Annotated in this window: 12 protein-coding genes; all 12 read left to right on the forward strand. The window is 34.1% G+C overall.

Annotated elements, in window-relative coordinates; all coding sequences use genetic code 11:
- Nucleotides 1–40: 40 nt before the first annotated feature.
- The 12 genes from OLM54_RS19635 (at nucleotide 41) to OLM54_RS19690 (ending at nucleotide 17,911) form a co-directional block, all read left to right on the forward strand.
- Complete coding sequence (locus OLM54_RS19635) at nucleotides 41–2,335, forward strand: NADP-dependent malic enzyme (RefSeq protein ID WP_264536231.1); 2,295 nt, start codon at nucleotides 41–43, stop codon at nucleotides 2,333–2,335.
- 75 nt (nucleotides 2,336–2,410) lie between these two features.
- Nucleotides 2,411–2,992 (forward strand): Holliday junction branch migration protein RuvA, encoded by a 582-nt coding sequence (ruvA, locus tag OLM54_RS19640; protein ID WP_264536232.1) that lies wholly within the window; start codon nucleotides 2,411–2,413, stop codon nucleotides 2,990–2,992.
- Between the two features lie 25 nt (nucleotides 2,993–3,017).
- Entirely contained in the window at nucleotides 3,018–10,283 is a 7,266-nt protein-coding gene (sprA, locus tag OLM54_RS19645) for a cell surface protein SprA (RefSeq protein ID WP_264536233.1), read from the forward strand.
- 85 nt (nucleotides 10,284–10,368) lie between these two features.
- Nucleotides 10,369–10,749 carry a glycine cleavage system protein GcvH gene (gcvH, locus tag OLM54_RS19650; protein ID WP_192185997.1) on the forward strand — a complete coding sequence of 127 codons (381 nt, stop codon included), beginning with the start codon at nucleotides 10,369–10,371 and terminating at the stop codon, nucleotides 10,747–10,749.
- Nucleotides 10,742–11,125 (forward strand): VanZ family protein, encoded by a 384-nt coding sequence (locus OLM54_RS19655; RefSeq protein WP_264536234.1) that lies wholly within the window; start codon nucleotides 10,742–10,744, stop codon nucleotides 11,123–11,125. Before gcvH ends, OLM54_RS19655 begins: the two co-directional genes overlap by 8 nt.
- A gap of 115 nt (nucleotides 11,126–11,240) precedes the next feature.
- Complete coding sequence (deoC, locus tag OLM54_RS19660) at nucleotides 11,241–11,984, forward strand: deoxyribose-phosphate aldolase (RefSeq protein ID WP_264536235.1); 744 nt, start codon at nucleotides 11,241–11,243, stop codon at nucleotides 11,982–11,984.
- A complete protein-coding gene (locus OLM54_RS19665) occupies nucleotides 11,985–14,126 on the forward strand; it encodes an energy transducer TonB (protein ID WP_264536236.1) in 2,142 nt (713 codons plus the stop codon). It abuts the gene before it with no gap.
- Between the two features lie 156 nt (nucleotides 14,127–14,282).
- Entirely contained in the window at nucleotides 14,283–15,185 is a 903-nt protein-coding gene (cyoE, locus tag OLM54_RS19670) for a heme o synthase (RefSeq protein ID WP_264536237.1), read from the forward strand.
- Nucleotides 15,186–15,187: 2 nt separating this feature from the next.
- Complete coding sequence (locus OLM54_RS19675; protein ID WP_264536238.1) at nucleotides 15,188–15,775, forward strand: heme-copper oxidase subunit III; 588 nt, start codon at nucleotides 15,188–15,190, stop codon at nucleotides 15,773–15,775.
- 42 nt (nucleotides 15,776–15,817) lie between these two features.
- Complete coding sequence (locus OLM54_RS19680) at nucleotides 15,818–16,798, forward strand: cytochrome c oxidase subunit 3 (RefSeq protein ID WP_264536239.1); 981 nt, start codon at nucleotides 15,818–15,820, stop codon at nucleotides 16,796–16,798.
- An 18-nt stretch (nucleotides 16,799–16,816) separates the two neighbouring features.
- Complete coding sequence (locus tag OLM54_RS19685) at nucleotides 16,817–17,167, forward strand: cytochrome C oxidase subunit IV family protein (protein WP_264536240.1); 351 nt, start codon at nucleotides 16,817–16,819, stop codon at nucleotides 17,165–17,167.
- A 78-nt stretch (nucleotides 17,168–17,245) separates the two neighbouring features.
- Complete coding sequence (locus OLM54_RS19690) at nucleotides 17,246–17,911, forward strand: hypothetical protein (protein WP_264536241.1); 666 nt, start codon at nucleotides 17,246–17,248, stop codon at nucleotides 17,909–17,911.
- Nucleotides 17,912–17,914: the final 3 nt, after the last annotated feature.

The following is a 17,914-nucleotide window of genomic DNA, read 5'->3' on the forward strand; positions in this document are numbered from 1 at the left end:
GACTTATATCTTTGTAAGCTAGAATAAAAGCAAAAAAACAATGAACAAAGAGAGTAAAAGAAGAGAGGCGTTACTGTACCATTCAGAACCAACTCCAGGAAAAATTCAGGTAGTTCCAACAAAAAAATATGCAACGCAAAGAGATTTATCTTTGGCTTATTCGCCGGGTGTTGCCGAGCCATGTTTAGAAATTGCAGCAAACGTAGAAGACGTTTACAAATATACAGCAAAAGGAAATTTAGTTGCCGTTATCTCAAACGGTACTGCTGTTTTAGGACTTGGGGATATTGGTCCTGAGGCTTCTAAACCAGTTATGGAAGGAAAAGGTTTATTGTTTAAAATATTTTCGGATATCGATGTTTTTGATATCGAAATTGGAACAAAAGATATTGAAGAGTTTATCCAGACGGTAAAAAATATCGCACCAACTTTTGGAGGTATAAATCTGGAAGATATTAAAGCACCGGAATCTTTTGAAATCGAAAGAAGACTGGTTGAAGAATTAGATATTCCGGTAATGCACGATGATCAGCATGGTACGGCAATTATTTCTTCGGCAGCTTTGATCAACGCGCTTGAATTAGCAGGAAAAAAAGCAGAAGATGTAAAAATGGTAGTTTCCGGAGCAGGTTCTGCTGCGATAGCTTGTACAGATTTATATGTTTTATTAGGCGTAAAAGTCGAAAATATAATGATGTTTAACAGTAAAGGACTTTTAACAAAAGGCAATCCTGCACTATCAGATTTACAATTAAAATACGCTGTTGATGGCGCTAAAATTGAGTTGTCAGAAGCTGTAAAAGGTGCCGATGTATTTATTGGTTTATCTTCGGGAGATATTCTTTCGCCAGAAATGCTATTAACAATGAAAGACAATCCGATTGTTTTTGCAATGGCAAATCCAAATCCTGAAATCGATTATAATTTAGCTGTAGAAACGCGTAAAGACGTTATTATGGCTACAGGACGTTCTGACTTTCCTAATCAGGTTAATAATGTTTTAGGTTTTCCATATATTTTTAGAGGAGCTTTAGACGTAAGAGCTACAAAAATTAACGAAGCTATGAAAATGGCGGCGGTAAAAGCGTTGGCTATTTTGGCTAAAGAACCAGTTCCAGAGCAGGTTAACGTAGCTTATGGAGCAACAAAATTAGGTTTTGGTCAGGAATATATTATTCCTAAACCGTTTGACCCGCGTTTAATTACTATTGTAGCGCCTGCTGTTGCAAAAGCTGCAATGGACTCTGGGGTTGCAAAAAGTCCTATTACAGACTGGGCAGCTTATGAAGATGTGCTTCGTGAACGTATGGGGAATGATAATAAAATGGTGCGTTTAATGACAAACCGTGCAAAAATGGATCCTAAACGAATTGTTTTTGCAGAGGCAGATCAATTAAATGTACTAAAAGCAGCTCAGATTGTTTATGAGGACGGTATTGGTTTTCCGATTTTATTAGGTGATAAAGATGTAATCTTAGGGCTTAAAAAAGAATTAGGTTTTGATGCTGAACTTGAAATCATCGATCCTAAAACCAATGAAGAAGCTGCAAGACGTAATAAATTTGCAACTGCATATTGGGAAACAAGAGAAAGAAGAGGAGTTTCGTTACTTGATTCTCAAAAATTCATGCGCGAGAGAAACTATTTTGCCGCAATGATGGTAAACTCAGGCGAAGCAGATGCCTTAGTTACAGGTCATACAAGAAGTTATCCAAGTGTTGTAAAACCAATGTTACAATTAATTGATAAAGCACACGGAGCGTCACTTGTGGCAACTGCAAATATGATGTTAACATCTCGCGGGCCAATGTTTTTGTCAGATACGGCGATAAACATAAATCCAACTTCTGAAGATTTGGTAAATATTGCAATTATGACGGCTAAAACTGCCAAAATGTTTGGTGTTGAACCGGTTATTGCAATGGTTTCATTCTCAAACTTTGGATCATCTACAAGCCCTGGAGCGGCAAAAGTTAGAGATGCTGTAGCATATTTACATAAAAATCATCCTGAATTGATTGTTGACGGTGAAATTCAGGCAGATTTTGCTTTGAATCCGGAAATGCTTCAGGAAAAATTCCCTTTCTCTAAACTGGCAGGTAAAAAAGTTAATACATTGATTTTCCCTAATTTAGAATCGGCAAATATTACTTATAAATTGCTAAAAGAATTATACAAAGTAAATTCTATTGGTCCAATTATGATGGGTATGGGCAAACCGGTTCACATTTTTCAATTAGGCGCCAGCGTAGAAGAAATGGTAAATATGGCGGCAATTGCAGTAATTGATGCTCAGGAAAAAGAAAATAAAAAAAATAAACTGGCTAAAGAATAGGGATATTTTTAATTAACAATAATTTTGTCGTATTTTTATTGCAATATCCTTATATTTGGGTCCTTAAATTAAATTATGATAGCACATTTGCAAGGAAAATTAGTGGAAAAAAACCCCACTGAAGTTGTAATTGACTGTGGTGGAGTAGGATACCATGTAAATATATCTCTACATACCTTTTCATTACTTCCTAATGCTGATTTTATAAAACTGTATACGCATCTTCTAATTAAGGAAGATGCGCATACTTTATTTGGATTTGTAGAAAAATCAGAACGAGAAATATTTAGAATGTTGTTATCTGTTTCAGGAATTGGAGCAAATATTGCCAGAACAATGTTATCATCCATAGAACCAAGGCAAATTATCAACGCTATTGCCTCTGGAGACGTAGGCGTTATACAATCTATAAAAGGAATTGGAAACAAAACAGCGCAAAGAGTTATACTGGATCTAAAAGAAAAAGTGTTAAAGTTGTACGATTTAGATGAAGTTTCGGTAGTTCAAAACAATACAAATCGAGATGAAGCGTTATCTGCTTTGGAAGTTTTAGGTTTTGTTCGAAAAACTTCAGAAAAAGTAGTTGAAAAGATCGTTAAAGAAGATCCTGAAGCTACAGTAGAGACAATCATCAAAAAAGCGTTAAAAAGCCTATAAACACAACTTTATATAAACGAATTGTATGCGTAAAATTTGTATTTTTTTACTGATATTGTTTTGCGGTAATGTTTTGCGTGCGCAAGTAAATCCAGCAGTTCAAGATACAACTAAAACTCAATTCTCTACAGGTAAAGTAGAGCTTGAAGATCCTCCAAGTATACTTTCGGCTTACAAGTACGACCCAATTACAGATCGATATATTTATACCAATTCTGTAGATGGCTTTTCTATAAATTATCCTATAATCTTAACACCAAAAGAATACGAAGATTTAGTTTTGAAAGAATCCAGAAGAGATTATTTCAGAAAAAAATCGGATGCTATCGATGGTAAAAAGTCTGGGAGTGAGGCTGCAAAAAAAGATTTGCTGCCAAGATATTATATCAATTCAAGCCTTTTTGAAAGTATTTTTGGTAGTAATACAATCGATGTAAAACCTACCGGATCTGTAGAAATGGACTTAGGTATTCGATATACAAAACAAGATAATCCTGCATTTTCTCCAAGAAACAGATCAAGTCTAACTTTTGACTTTGATCAGCGAATCAGTATGAGCTTAATGGGTAAAGTGGGTACACGATTAGAAGTAAATGCTAATTATGACACACAATCTACATTTGCGTTTCAAAACTTATTTAAACTAGCCTACACCCCATCAGAAGATGATATTATTCAAAAAGTAGAAGTTGGTAACGTTAGTATGCCTTTAAATAGTTCCCTAATTCGTGGAGCTCAGAGTTTATTTGGTGTAAAAGCACAATTACAATTTGGAAAAACAACCGTTACCGGAGTTTTCTCAGAACAGAAGTCACAAACAAAGAGTATAGTTGCAGAAGGTGGCGGAACAGTTCAGAATTTTGATTTATATGCTCTGGATTATGATAATGACCGACATTTCTTTCTTTCGCAATATTTTAGAGATAAATACGATGCTTCGTTAAAAGGCTATCCTTTAATTAAAAGCCGTGTTCAAATTACAAGGTTAGAAGTTTGGGTAACAAACAAACAAAATCGAGTAAGCACAACAAACAACAACTTGCGTAATGTTATAGCCCTTCAGGATTTAGGAGAGGGACAAATTGCAGGTATGCAGGATAATGAAGTAGTGGTTATAAATCCTTCAGCAGGCTTTTTCAGTACTGCAATAGGTTCTCCAACAGATAATAAAAACAATAAATATAATCCTGCTTTAATTGGTCAGTCAGGATCTTATTTAAACTCAAATATTAGAGAAATAGTAACAGCTAAAGCTGGTTTTAATCTTGCAAATGTTCCAAATGTAAGTGAGGGAACAGATTTTTCAGTTCTTGAAAACGCCCGAAAATTAACAACAAACGAATATACTTTTAATTCACAATTAGGATATATTTCCCTGCAGCAGCGTCTGGCAAATGATGAAATTCTTGCTGTTGCTTATGAATACACTGTTGGAGATCAGGTTTATCAGGTTGGAGAATTTGGAAGCGATGGTGTCGACGGTACAATCGTTACCGGAAATAATCCCTCAAATCAGGCTATCATTACGCAAAGTTTGATTTTAAAAATGCTTAAAAGCAGTTTAACAAACGTTAATAATCCGGTTTGGAATTTGATGATGAAAAACGTGTATCAAATTCCGCAGGCTTATCAAATCAAACAAGACGATTTCAGGTTAAACATTCTATATACAGATCCGTCTCCAATAAATTATATTACGCCGGTTTTAGGAACCACATTCCCTAATAATCCAGCGGCCGATATGGCGGTAAAAGACACGCCATTATTAAATGTTTTCAACTTAGACCGATTAAATTATAATAATGATCCTCAAACAGGAGGTGATGGTTTCTTCGATTATATTCCGGGAATAACTGTAGATGCCCAAAACGGACGAATTATTTTTACAACCAAAGAACCTTTCGGGGAGCTTTTATTTAGCAAACTGCAAAATTCTGCCGGAGAAGATTATGATAATCCAACCACTTATAATGACAATCAGCGAAAATACGTGTTTAGAAACATGTATCGAAACACACAATCCGGAGCTCTACAGGACAGCGATAAAAACAAATTTTTATTGCGTGGAAAGTATAAATCTACCGGAAGTAATGGTATTCCTATTGGTGCATTCAACGTTCCTCAGGGTTCTGTTGTAGTTACAGCTGCCGGAAGAGTTTTGGTTGAAGGAATTGATTATAGCGTAGATTATCAATTAGGAAGAGTACAAATTCTTGACCCTTCACTTCAGGCATCAAATACACCGATTGAAGTTTCATTGGAAAATAATTCCATTTTTGGGCAGCAAACCCGAAGATTTATGGGTTTCAATATCGAACATAAAATATCAGATAATTTTGTTATTGGCGGAACATTTTTAAAAATGACTGAAAAGCCATTTACCCAAAAATCAAGTTATGGACAAGAATCAGTAAATAATACCATCTTTGGTTTTAACGGAAATTATTCAACCGAAGTTCCATTTTTTACCAGATTGGTAAATAAATTACCAAATATGGATACTGATGTTCCTTCAAATCTTTCTATTCGTGGAGAAGTTGCATTTTTAAAACCCGACGCTCCAAAAGCAAGTGATTTTGAAGGTGAAGCAACTATTTATATTGATGATTTCGAAGGATCACAATCTACCATCGATATGCGTTCTGCATATGCGTGGAGTTTAGCTTCGACACCATTTTTAAATTCAATAAATGATAATACTTTTAATGCCGGTTCAAGTACTTTGGATTATGGTTTTAAAAGAGCAAAATTATCATGGTATACCATCGATCCTGTTTTTTATTCTTCAAAACCATCGGGTATTTCAAACGATGATTTGTCATTAAATACAACCAGAAGAGTTTACAGTAAAGAGTTATATCCAAATACAGATATTGCACAAGGTCAGATACAAGTTATCAATACATTGGATTTAAGTTATTATCCATCAGAAAGAGGACCGTATAACAACAATCCAAGTTTTAATTCAGATCCTGTAACTTCAAATTTTGGAGGAATTATGCGTTCTTTAAATTCAACCAATTTCGAACAGGGAAATGTTGAATATATCCAGTTTTGGGTACTTGACCCGTATGTTGGAAATGGTGAAGCGCAAACGAATAATATTGGTAAAATCTATTTTAATTTAGGTGAAGTTTCTGAAGACGTATTAAAAGACGGTAGAAAACAATATGAAAACGGATTAGGTCCGGATCAGGTTATGGTTAATCCACAGCCAATTTGGGGAGATGTTCCGGCATCTCAATCATTAATTTACGCATTTGATACAAATTCCGATAATCGTAAAAATCAAGACGTAGGTTTAGATGGTTTGCCAAACTCCAGAGAAGGATCTGTATATACCAATTACGCAGGAGAAGCTGATCCCGCTGCAGACGATTATACCTATTATTTAAATACCGAAGGAGGCGTTTTAGACCGTTATAAAAAATACAATGGAACCGAAGGAAACTCACCTGTTAGTATTGATGATCCAAATCGTGGTTCTACAACATTACCTGATGTAGAAGATATCAATCGTGATAATACAATGAATACCATTAATGCTTATTATGAATATAGTATTGATGTAAGACCGGGAATGCAGGTTGGACAAAATTATATTACAGATATTCGTGACGTAAGCAATGTGGAGCTGCCAAACGGAGGGACAACAAATGCAAGATGGATTCAGTTTAAAATTCCTGTTGCGCAGCCACAAAACACCATTGGAAATATTACCGATTTTAGATCTATTCGTTTCATGCGTATGTTCATGACTGGTTTTAATGATCAGATGACAGTTCGTTTTGGAGCTCTTGATTTAGTAAGAGGCGAATGGAGAAGATATACAGGCAGTCTTGATGGAACTGATACAAATCCCGATGATGATGGTACTGACTTTGATGTTTTAGCGGTTAACGTTCAGGAAAATGGAACAAAAGAACCAGTAAATTATGTGATTCCGCCAGGAGTACAACGTGAGCAATTGTATAATAATAATACCGTTATTAATCAAAATGAGCAATCATTAGCATTAAGAGTTTCCGGAGCAGGATTGCAGGTAAATGATTCCAGAGCTGTATTTAAAAATGTGAGTGTTGATATGCGTCAGTACAAAAAACTGAAAATGTTTTTACATGCTGAATCATTACCGCAGCAAGCTACATTGGGAGATGATGAAATGGGTGCATTTATCCGTTTTGGAAATGACTTTTCCCAAAACTTTTATCAGGTCGAGATTCCTTTAAAAGTAACAGTGCCCGGAGGATCTTCGGCTGTAAGCCCTGATCAGGTTTGGAAATCAGAAAATGATATAGATTTGGCACTTGACTTATTGACGAAAATGAAAATCAAGGGGATGTCAATAGATATTAACTCTCCAAAAAGAGATATTAATGGTATTTATTATCCTGATGATGACCCCGAAGTTGAAGGGGGAGATGGTGACAGTAGATTAAGATTAGGGATAAAGGGTAATCCAAATTTTGGTTTGGTTCGAAATTTAATGCTGGGTTTAAAAAACAGAACTGATCGTACCGATGTAAAGGGAGAGGTTTGGTTTAACGAACTCCGTATGTCTGATATGGATAATAAAGGCGGTATGGCAGCGATATTAAATATCGATACAAACATGGCCGATTTTGCAACCATTTCGGCTACAGGTAAAAAAAGCACGATAGGTTTTGGATCTTTAGAACAAGGCGCTAACGAAAGAGATCGTGAAGATATTCAGCAATATAATATTGTAACTAATTTAAATTTAGGTAAACTTCTTCCGCGTAAATGGGGAATCAATTTGCCGTTTAATTATGCGATTGGAGAAGAGGTTATTACGCCAGAATATGATCCTTTTAATCAGGATATTAAATTAGATCAGTTGTTAAGAGAAACAACAAATGAAGCCGAGAAAGACAATATCAGAACACGTGCCATAGATTATACAAAGCGAAAAAGCATCAATTTTATTGGCGTGAGGAAAGACAGGGCTCCGGAACAAAAACAACATGTTTATGATGTTGAGAACCTGACATTTTCGCAATCATACAATCAGGTAGAACGACATGATTATGAAGTAGCATCTTATGAGGATGAACAGTCCAATACAGCAGTGAATTATGCGTATACTTTTCAGCCAAAAGAAGTAGTGCCATTTAAACAAACCAAATTCATGAAAAAAAGTGAATATTGGAAGCTGTTAAGTGATTTCAATTTTAACTATTTGCCATCGAATATTACTTTTAATACGAATGTTATAAGACAAAGCAATCGTCAGGAATATAGAGATGTTCAGGTTGAAGGAATTCAGATTGATCCGCTTTACAGAAGAAATTTTGCGTTTAATTATCAATATGGATTTGGTTACAACCTAACGAAATCATTAAAATTAAACTATACTGCGGCTTCAAATAATATTGTTAGAAATTTTTTAAATGACGATAATACACCAAAAGAAGACTTTAATATTTGGGATGATTACTTTGATATTGGAACACCAAATCAGCACATTCAGCAATTGGTGCTGAATTATGATATTCCGATTAATAAAATTCCATTGTTCAGTTTTGTTAAGGCAAGTTATTCTTATACTGCAGATTATAACTGGCAGCGTTCTTCAACTGCATTTTCTCAATATGAAGAGGTAAATACAGATGGGACAACAAGTTTATATGATTTAGGTAACACGATTCAGAACGCTAATTCAAATACTTTAACAACAACGCTTAATATGAATATGTTGTATAAGTATTTAGGTTTGACACCCGGAGGAAAATCTCCTGCTAAACCTAAAGCTATAACACCGCCAAAACCAGGAGAAAAAATTGTTAATACGGCAACAAAACCGGTTGCAAACAGAAGTCCTTTTTATGATGGTTTAATAGGCGTTTTGACAAGTGTAAAAAATATTCAGATTAATTATACTAAAAATAGCGGAACAGTTTTACCGGGATATACGCCGGGTGTTGGTTTCTTTGGTACTTCAAAACCATCTTTAGGATTTGTTTTTGGAAGTCAGGATGATGTTCGATATGAATCGGCAAAAAATGGCTGGTTAACCACGTATCAGGATTTTAATCAAAACTTTACACAAACAACAAATAAGCTATTAAAAGTAACTGCGAATGTTGATTTGTTTCCCGATTTGAAAATCGATTTAACAATGGATCGTTCCTATTCTCAGAATTCATCTGAGCAATATATTGTTGATATAGATAATAATAATCAATATACACCACAGTCTCCTTATACTTACGGAATGTTCTCGATTTCGACAGTATTAATTAAAACGGCATTTTCTACCAGTAATGAAACGCAGTCAGCTGCTTTTGATGATTTTAGAAACAATCGTTTAATTATTGCCAATCGTTTAGCCGAAGGTTATTATGGAGCAGGAACTGAAATTCCGAGATACGGAGATGCAAACAATCCAATTCCGGCACCGCCAGTAGATCCAACTAATGATCCTGACAAAGCCAAAAGAGATATTTATACATCTAATGCAGGATATCCAATAGGATATGGAAAAAGTAATCAGGCCGTTTTATTGCCGGCGTTTTTAGCAGCTTATTCCGGTGGTGATGCTTCGGGTGTTTCAACAGGAATTTTTAAAAGTTTCCCTATTCCAAACTGGAGCATAAAATATAATGGGTTAATGCGTTATAAATTCTTTAAAGATAAATTTAAACGTTTTTCATTACAGCATAATTATAGAGCATCATACACAATCAACCAGTTCAGGTCAAATTTTGATTATGATAAGTTTGCAGATACGCCGGAGAATAAGGACGTAAATTATAATTTTTACAACAAAACGATTATGTCTAATGTCAATTTGGTAGAGCAGTTTAGTCCGCTTATTCGAGTAGATTTTGAACTTAAAAGTTCTTTGCGATTGCTTACTGAAATTAAAAAAGACAGAGCTTTATCGATGAGTTTTGATAATAATTTGTTGACAGAAGTAAAAGGAATTGAATATGTTGTAGGATTAGGATACCGTTTTAAAGATGTAATTTTCTCATCAAGACTTGCAGATAATCCAACAGGAATCATCAAAAGTGATATTAATCTAAAAGCGGATTTCTCTATGAGAAATAACCAGACTTTAGTGCGATATTTAGATTACGATAACAATCAATTGGCAGCAGGTCAAAATATTTGGTCTGTAAAAGTAACTGCAGATTATTCGTTTAGTAAAAACCTGACGGCGATATTCTATTACGATCATTCGTTCTCGAAGGCAGTAATTTCAACATCATTTCCGTTAACAAACATTAGATCGGGCTTTACACTTCGATATAATTTCGGAAATTAATTTTAAGTTTCTAAATGGGATTTCATTAGAAGATTATTACATTTGTGTCTAAATTATTAAATTATCAATTTTCAAACATACTATTATGAGTATACCAGCAAATTTAAAGTACACAAAAGATCACGAATGGGTTAGCATCGAAGGAGATGTTGCAACTGTAGGAATTACTCATTTTGCTCAAAAAGAGTTAGGAGATATCGTGTATGTTGAAGTAGAAACTTTAGATCAGACACTCGATAAAGATGAGGTTTTTGGAACAGTTGAAGCTGTAAAAACAGTTTCGGATTTGTTTTTGCCTTTAACCGGAGAAATTATTGCTTTTAATGAAAGCCTGGAAAGTGCTCCTGAAACAGTAAATTCTGATCCTTACGGAGCTGGATGGATGATTAAAATAAAAATTGCTGATGCATCAGAAATAGATTCTTTATTATCTGACGAAGCTTATAAACAACTTATCGGTGCCTAAACAGTTATTGCTTCTTTGGGCGATAATCTTATCAGGAATCATCACTTATTTTTGTTTGACAGATTCAAGTAACATTCCTGCGGTAAATTTTCCGAGCATTGATAAAATTGTACATTTTTGTTTTCATTTTGTGTTTACATTTTCCTGGATTTTGTTTTTTAAAAAAGAATTAAAAGGAAAAGCGCCGGATGATTATAAAGCTTATTTGATTTCGTTTATATTTTCTGTTTTTTTTGGAATTACAATCGAAATTTTGCAAAGTGTTTTTACAACAACAAGATCTGCAGATGTAACAGATATTTTAGCAAATGCAATTGGAGCGACAATAGGTGTTTTTACAGCAATAGCTTTTAAAAAACAAATCGATAGAATATAAAAATAAAACCCACTTCGGTGGGTTTTTTATTGCCAAAAAATCAAGATTCAAAAAGAGGTTTTTTTTCTGAATTTTAAATGTATTTTTGTCGAAATTCCACATGTATTTAAAAATCATGAATATTAAGCAATATTTAGATTCGACCTACTTAAAAACTGCTTCTCAAGCCGGACTTTCGGATGAGGAAAATACTATTGTGGTTAAAAATGCAATTTCTGAAGCCATTACCGAAAATTTCAAGCTGATCATGATTCGGCCGGAATATGTGAGTTTGGCAAAAGAAATGATTTTGAAAGCTAATTCATCACTGCTTGTTGGAACTGTTATTGATTTTCCGGAAGGCAAATCAGATATCGAAACCAAAATTAAAGAAGCAAATGAAGCCATTGAAAATGGAGCAGATGACTTAGATTTTGTTTGTAATTATGAAGCTTTTAAAAACGGAAATCTTGCAGTAGTAAAACAGGAGATTTTATTAGCGACACAAATAGGACTCGCCTACAATAAAACAGTAAAATGGATTATTGAAGTTGCTGCACTGACAGACAAAGAAATTATTCAACTTTCGGCTTTGATAAAAAATGTGGTTATATCAAATTTTAAAGAAGAAAATTACGCATCGGTTTTTGTGAAATCATCTACAGGTTTTTTTAAAACCGAAAATGATTTGCCAAACGGAGCAACAATTCACACTATAATTATGATGTTAGAAAATGCTTCGCCGTTGCCTGTAAAAGCAGCCGGAGGCGTTCGAACGTATAATGAAGCAATAGAAATGATTCGTTTAGGAGTTAAGCGAATTGGAACTTCGGCAGCAAAAGTAATTGCGAACGGAGGAAATACCCCAAATCAATATTAAATGAAAACCAAATTTTACATCATTAAGAATTTTTTATCCTTTATTCTTATATTATCTTCCTTCGTTGCATTTTCTCAGGAAACGAATACCAGTTCTGTTAAGCCGGGTTTTGCAACCGAGCAATTTCCTGTTTTTCCTAATTGCGAAAACTTACAATCAAAAGATTTAGAAAACTGTTTTTATAAAGAAGTGCAGGATTTTGTATATCATAATTTTGAAATTCCTGAAAATCTAAAACAATCTAATTATCAAGGTGAAGTAAAAGTGCTTTTTGAAGTAGATGTTAACGGAGAATTTAAAGTAATTTATGTTAATGCACAAAATGAAGATTTATCAGAAGAAGCGAAACGTGTTTTTGGTAAATTTTCGAAAATAAAACCATCGACATATAGTGGAAAACCAACGTATTCTAAATATACCATTTCGATAGCTATTCCGTTAAAAAGCGCAGAACAAATTGCTGCAGAAGCTTTGGCAGCAGCCGAAATTGAGAAACCACTCGAAAAACCAATGACCGAACTGGATAGTATTGTGTATAAAAAATACAATAATCCCGAGTTTGAAAGTCATTTGAATATTCCGTTTTCACATAGTTATTACGCGCAATTTGACGGCGCAATGAATCAGGTTGGAACTAATAATCACACGGCTTCAAAACCGTATACGTATGCTGAGGTTTCAAAATATTATAATTTGAAAGCAGTAAACGAATCACTTCAAAAAAATGTTTCGACCTGGTTAGGAAGAAAATTCTGGAATCAAAATCTGGTTCAGATTCAGGGTGAAGATTATTGGCTGGCTTTAAACCCAATTCTTGATTTGCAAATGGGGAAAGCCTCAGATCTTGATGCTTCCTATAGTTATGTAAATACACGTGCCTTAAATTTTAGAGGAGGTTTAGGAAAACAAATCAATTTTACGACAACTGTTTTTGAAAGTCAGGGACGTTTTGCGGGTTATTATAATGATTATGCCGAAACATTAAAACCTTCGGGAGGAAATCCGGCTATTATTCCGGGAATGGGAATTGCCAAAAGATTTAAAACAGATGCTTACGATTTTCCTTTGGCAGAAGCCAATATTACATTCGCTCCAAGTAAGATCTTTGATTTTCAGTTAGGTTACGGCAGAAATTTTATTGGAGACGGATATCGTTCTTTGCTTGAAGGTGACGGAGCGAGCCCATACCCTTATTTTAAAATCAATACTACTTTCTGGAAAATAAAATATACCAATACCTATATGTGGCTTAAAGATGTGCGCCCCGATGTTACGGTTGAAAAAACCTATGCGTCTAAATTTATGGCAAATCATTATTTAAGCTGGAATGTTTCGAATAAATTAAATTTAGGATTTTTTGAATCAGTTGTTTGGACAGACACCAACAACAGAGGATTTGATGTGAATTTTGTTAATCCGATTATTTTTTATCGCTCTGTTGAGTTTGCTTCTTCTTCACGAAGCGGAAATGCGCTTTTGGGTATGACGGCTAAATACAAATGGAATAACAGTGTTAATTTATACGGTCAGTTTTTGTTAGATGAATTTTCGGTTTCAGATATGGGAGCAGGAGAGCAAAGCTGGAAAAATAAATTTGGATATCAGTTAGGTGCCAAATACTTCAACGCTTTTAAAGTTAAAGATTTATTGCTGCAGCTTGAATATAATCATGTGCGCCCTTATGTTTATGAGCATAGTGCTGTAATTACCAATTACGGGCATAATAATCAAAGTATGGGACATCAATGGGGCGGAAATTTTGAAGAGTTTGTTGCAATTGGACGTTATCATAAAGGACGTATTTTTGGTGATGCAAAATTTACAATGGGAACAAGAGGTTTAGATTTTGATACCACAGCAGACAGTTATAATTATGGAGGAAATATTTATAAAAGTTACGATGATAAACGTCCGTATGATAAAGGTGTAAAAGTAGGGCAGGGAAATAAAACAAGTATTTTTATTGCCGATATTCAAGGTGGATATTTGATAAACCCAATGACCAATCTAAAATTCTTTGGCAGTTTTATCTACAGAAATTTTGATCCAACACAAGAAACAGCAACCACTTTTAAACAAAGTACGACCTGGTTTACGATCGGATTGCGTTCAGATGTCTTTAATTGGTATTTTGATTACTAGTATTTAATAAGATTTTTCGAAATAATAGTGTTAAAAATATGCAAGTCCTTATTTTGTAAAGGTTTTATTGAAAAAAATCTAATTTTATAGTTCAGAATTCTACAATCTAATTTGTACATTTGCACCACTCAAAAAAAACATACAAACAATTACGGTTTGAACGCTACAAAAAATACATTTTCATTAAAGTCAATATTTCTGGATTTCAAAGAGATTACTAAAGCTGGTTTGGCTATTAGTGTTTTGTTCTCTTCAATAGCAGGATATTTATTAGGTGTAAATGATGAACATCCTTTTAAATGGAGCGTTTTGGTAATATTATCCATTGGCGGATATTGCATGGTTGGTGCGTCAAACGCATTTAATCAGGTTATCGAAAAAGACATTGATGCCTTAATGGACAGGACTAAAAATCGTCCGGTTCCTTCGGGAAGAATGTCTCCAAAAATGGCTTTGTTTGTTGCAAGTCTGCTTACTGTTATTGGCATTACATTGCTATATACAATTAACGCAAAATCGGCAATGTTTGCTGCAATCTCGATTTTTTTATATACAAGTATATATACCCCTTTAAAAACAGTAACTTCGCTATCAGTTTTTGTAGGAGCTTTTCCGGGCGCGATTCCGTTTATGTTAGGATGGGTTGCGGCAACAGGAGAGTTTGGAATAGAGGCAGGAACGTTATTTTTAATTCAGTTTTTTTGGCAATTCCCTCATTTCTGGGCAATTGGCTGGTTTTTATACGAAGATTATGAAAAAGCCGGAATCTTTATGCTGCCAACAGGTAAAAAAGATAAAGGTACAGCGTTACAGATTATTTTATACACCGTTTGGTTGATAATAGCTTCGCTGTTACCGGTTTTAGGCTATACAGGACAATTGTTTATAACACCTATTGCAGCAATTTTAGTGTTTTTATTAGGATTGTGGATGTTGTTTTATGCAACACGTTTGTATCAATTAAGAACTGCAAAAGCAGCAAGAACATTAATGCTGGTAAGCGTTTCGTATATTTCGCTGCTGCAAATCGTATTTATAGTAGATAAATTTTTAAGATAATTATGGAAATGATAATGACAACAAGTGAAGAACAGGTAACGAAATCAAAATCAGCGAAACTGATTTTATTATTTGCTATGGTAAGTATGACGATGATGTTCGCCGGACTTACAAGTGCATTTGTAGTAAGTAAATCAAGAGCAGACTGGTTGAAGAATTTTGAATTACCAACTGCATTTTATTATAGTACAGCTGTTATTTTAGGTTGTAGTGTTACTTTTTATTTAGCAAAAAAAGCAATTCAAAAAGATAACAGAAGCGCAACAACAGCTTTCCTTTTAGGAACATTGGCATTAGGGATTTTATTTGTGGTTTTACAGTTTGCAGGATTTGGTCAAATCGTAGAAAGCGGGTATTATTTTACAGGAGAAGGTAGCTCAATTACTACAACTTTTCTTTATGTTGTAACGGTTACACACTTGTTGCACCTGGCTGGAGGATTAATTTCACTTTTAATTATAATTTATAATCATTTTAAACAAAAATACAATTCGACTCAAACTCTTGGTATAGAACTAGGTGCGATGTATTGGCACTTTTTGGATTTATTATGGGTATATTTATTTTTATTTTTATATTTCTTTAAATAAGAAAAAAACGTAAATTTGGGAACTTTTTAACGAATATCTTTTATGGAAGCGACAGTTACTACTGCAAATAACGACGAAAAAACTTGGGGAGGTGGCAATGAGCCACTAGGAGCAAGTTATGGTAAAATGATGATGTGGTTTTTTATCGTATCAGATGCCTTGACATTCTCTGGATTCCTTGCTGCTTATGGTTTTTCTAGATTTAAATTTATCGAAACCTGGCCTTTGGCTGATGAAGTGTTTACTCACTTCCCATTTATGCATGGCGTTTCGGCTCCAATGTATTATGTAGCCTTAATGACTTTTATCTTGATTTTCTCATCTGTAACAATGGTTTTGGCTGTTGATGCAGGTCATCATTTAAAAAAGACAAAGGTTGCCATCTATATGTTCTTAACTATTATTGGAGGTTTAATTTTCGTTGGTTCTCAAGCCTGGGAATGGAAAAACTTCATTAAAGGAGAATATGGTGCAGTTGAAACTGCAGGTGGAAGTTTATTGCAGTTCGTTGATAAAGATGGTAAAAGAGTAGCTCTTGAAGAATTTGCTGTAAAATTACCGGAACAAAGAGAAGCTTTAACAAGAAGCAAAGAAAAATGGTTTATGGAAGATGCTGAAACGCAGCCAACATATACTGTAGCAGAAGTTCAGGCTGGTTTTAAAGCACATCCTGAATTATTGGTAAGAACTGAAAAACTTACTGAGAAAAAGAAAAAAACAATTTTAGACAGAGCAGAATCTGAAGCTCGCTTGAGCTCGGCAAAATACGTAGTAGAAGGTGCAAACTTAACCAGAAACGAATATGGAAGTAAATTATTTGCTGATTTCTTCTTCTTCATTACAGGATTCCACGGATTCCACGTATTTTCCGGAGTAATCATTAACATCATTATTTTCTTTAATGTGTTATTAGGAACTTACGAAAAAAGAAGAAGTTACGAAATGGTAGAGAAAGTTGGTTTATACTGGCACTTTGTCGATTTAGTTTGGGTATTTGTATTTACAGTTTTCTACCTAGTTTAATTTAAGATATTTATTATTATGTCACACGAGCACGTATCAAATACAAAAAGAATCTGGTTTGTTTTCGCACTATTATCAGTCGTAACTACAGTAGAAGTTATCCTTGGTATTTTAAAACCAGCAACATTAGAATTTAATCATTTTATTGGTTTGAACTTGTTAAACTGGATTTTCTATATCCTGACAATCTTCAAAGCATATTATATAGTATGGGCATTCATGCACATGGAAGGTGAAAAAAGCAGCCTTAGATGGGCTGTAGTTTCTCCAGTTATATTCCTAGTTTTATATTTATTGTTTATTCTGCTAACAGAAGGACATTATATTTATGGGGTTTTTAAAGATTCTACTATAAAATGGAATTTTTAACATGATATTAATTCGAAAAGAGTCCCGATAACATCGGGATTTTTTTATTTTTGTATCTTAATAACTTCCGTTAATATAATGAAAAAAAATATAGTCCTCTTTGTACTTTTTGTCCTGCCAATTGTTGCCTATTTATTTTTTGCTTCCGGTGTTAATAGTTTTACTAAACTTCCTGTTATAACACCTAAGATTGCAGATTTTGGTAATTGGAAATCCCTAAATGGAGAAAAAGTTTCACTTGATAAAAAGATAACAGTTCTGGGTTTTTCAGGTTCAGAAATTTTAAATAACCGTGGTAATTATTTCAACTTAAATGAAAAAATTTACAAACGTTATAATGGATTTGAAGATCTTCAGTTTGTCGTGATTTGCCCTGTTGGGACAGAAGATCAAGCTCAAAAAGTGTTAGATGCATTAAAGCCTTTTACAGATGTAAAAGGATGGAATTTTGTTTTTGCCTCTCCCGAAGAGATTAAAACCTTTTACAACCAATTGCACTTAAAAGGAAAGCTGGATGATAATTTAGGAACTTCGAATGTTTATATCATAGATAAAGAACGAAATTTAAGGGGCAGAAAAGGAGCAAATAAAAATGATAAAGACAATAAAAAGGAGTACAAAGAAGGTTATGATACCTTTCATCCGTCTGAATTAAGCAACGAAATGCTTGATGATTTTAAAATCATTTTATACGAATATCGTGCTGCTCTAAAAAAGAATCACAACGCTACTAAACAACTTTAAATT

Source organism: Flavobacterium sp. N1736 (assembly GCF_025947065.1).
Taxonomy (GTDB): domain Bacteria; phylum Bacteroidota; class Bacteroidia; order Flavobacteriales; family Flavobacteriaceae; genus Flavobacterium.

Excerpts from the sequence above, each read along its gene's own strand:
- OLM54_RS19635 (WP_264536231.1), top strand. The coding sequence starts at position 41 with ATGAACAAAGAGAGTAAAAGAAGAGAGGCGTTACTGTACCATTCAGAA.
- ruvA (WP_264536232.1), top strand. The coding sequence starts at position 2,411 with ATGATAGCACATTTGCAAGGAAAATTAGTGGAAAAAAACCCCACTGAA.
- sprA (WP_264536233.1), top strand. The coding sequence starts at position 3,018 with ATGCGTAAAATTTGTATTTTTTTACTGATATTGTTTTGCGGTAATGTT.
- gcvH (WP_192185997.1), top strand. The coding sequence starts at position 10,369 with ATGAGTATACCAGCAAATTTAAAGTACACAAAAGATCACGAATGGGTT.
- deoC (WP_264536235.1), top strand. The coding sequence starts at position 11,241 with ATGAATATTAAGCAATATTTAGATTCGACCTACTTAAAAACTGCTTCT.
- OLM54_RS19665 (WP_264536236.1), top strand. The coding sequence starts at position 11,985 with ATGAAAACCAAATTTTACATCATTAAGAATTTTTTATCCTTTATTCTT.
- OLM54_RS19675 (WP_264536238.1), top strand. The coding sequence starts at position 15,188 with ATGGAAATGATAATGACAACAAGTGAAGAACAGGTAACGAAATCAAAA.
- OLM54_RS19680 (WP_264536239.1), top strand. The coding sequence starts at position 15,818 with ATGGAAGCGACAGTTACTACTGCAAATAACGACGAAAAAACTTGGGGA.
- OLM54_RS19685 (WP_264536240.1), top strand. The coding sequence starts at position 16,817 with ATGTCACACGAGCACGTATCAAATACAAAAAGAATCTGGTTTGTTTTC.
- OLM54_RS19690 (WP_264536241.1), top strand. The coding sequence starts at position 17,246 with ATGAAAAAAAATATAGTCCTCTTTGTACTTTTTGTCCTGCCAATTGTT.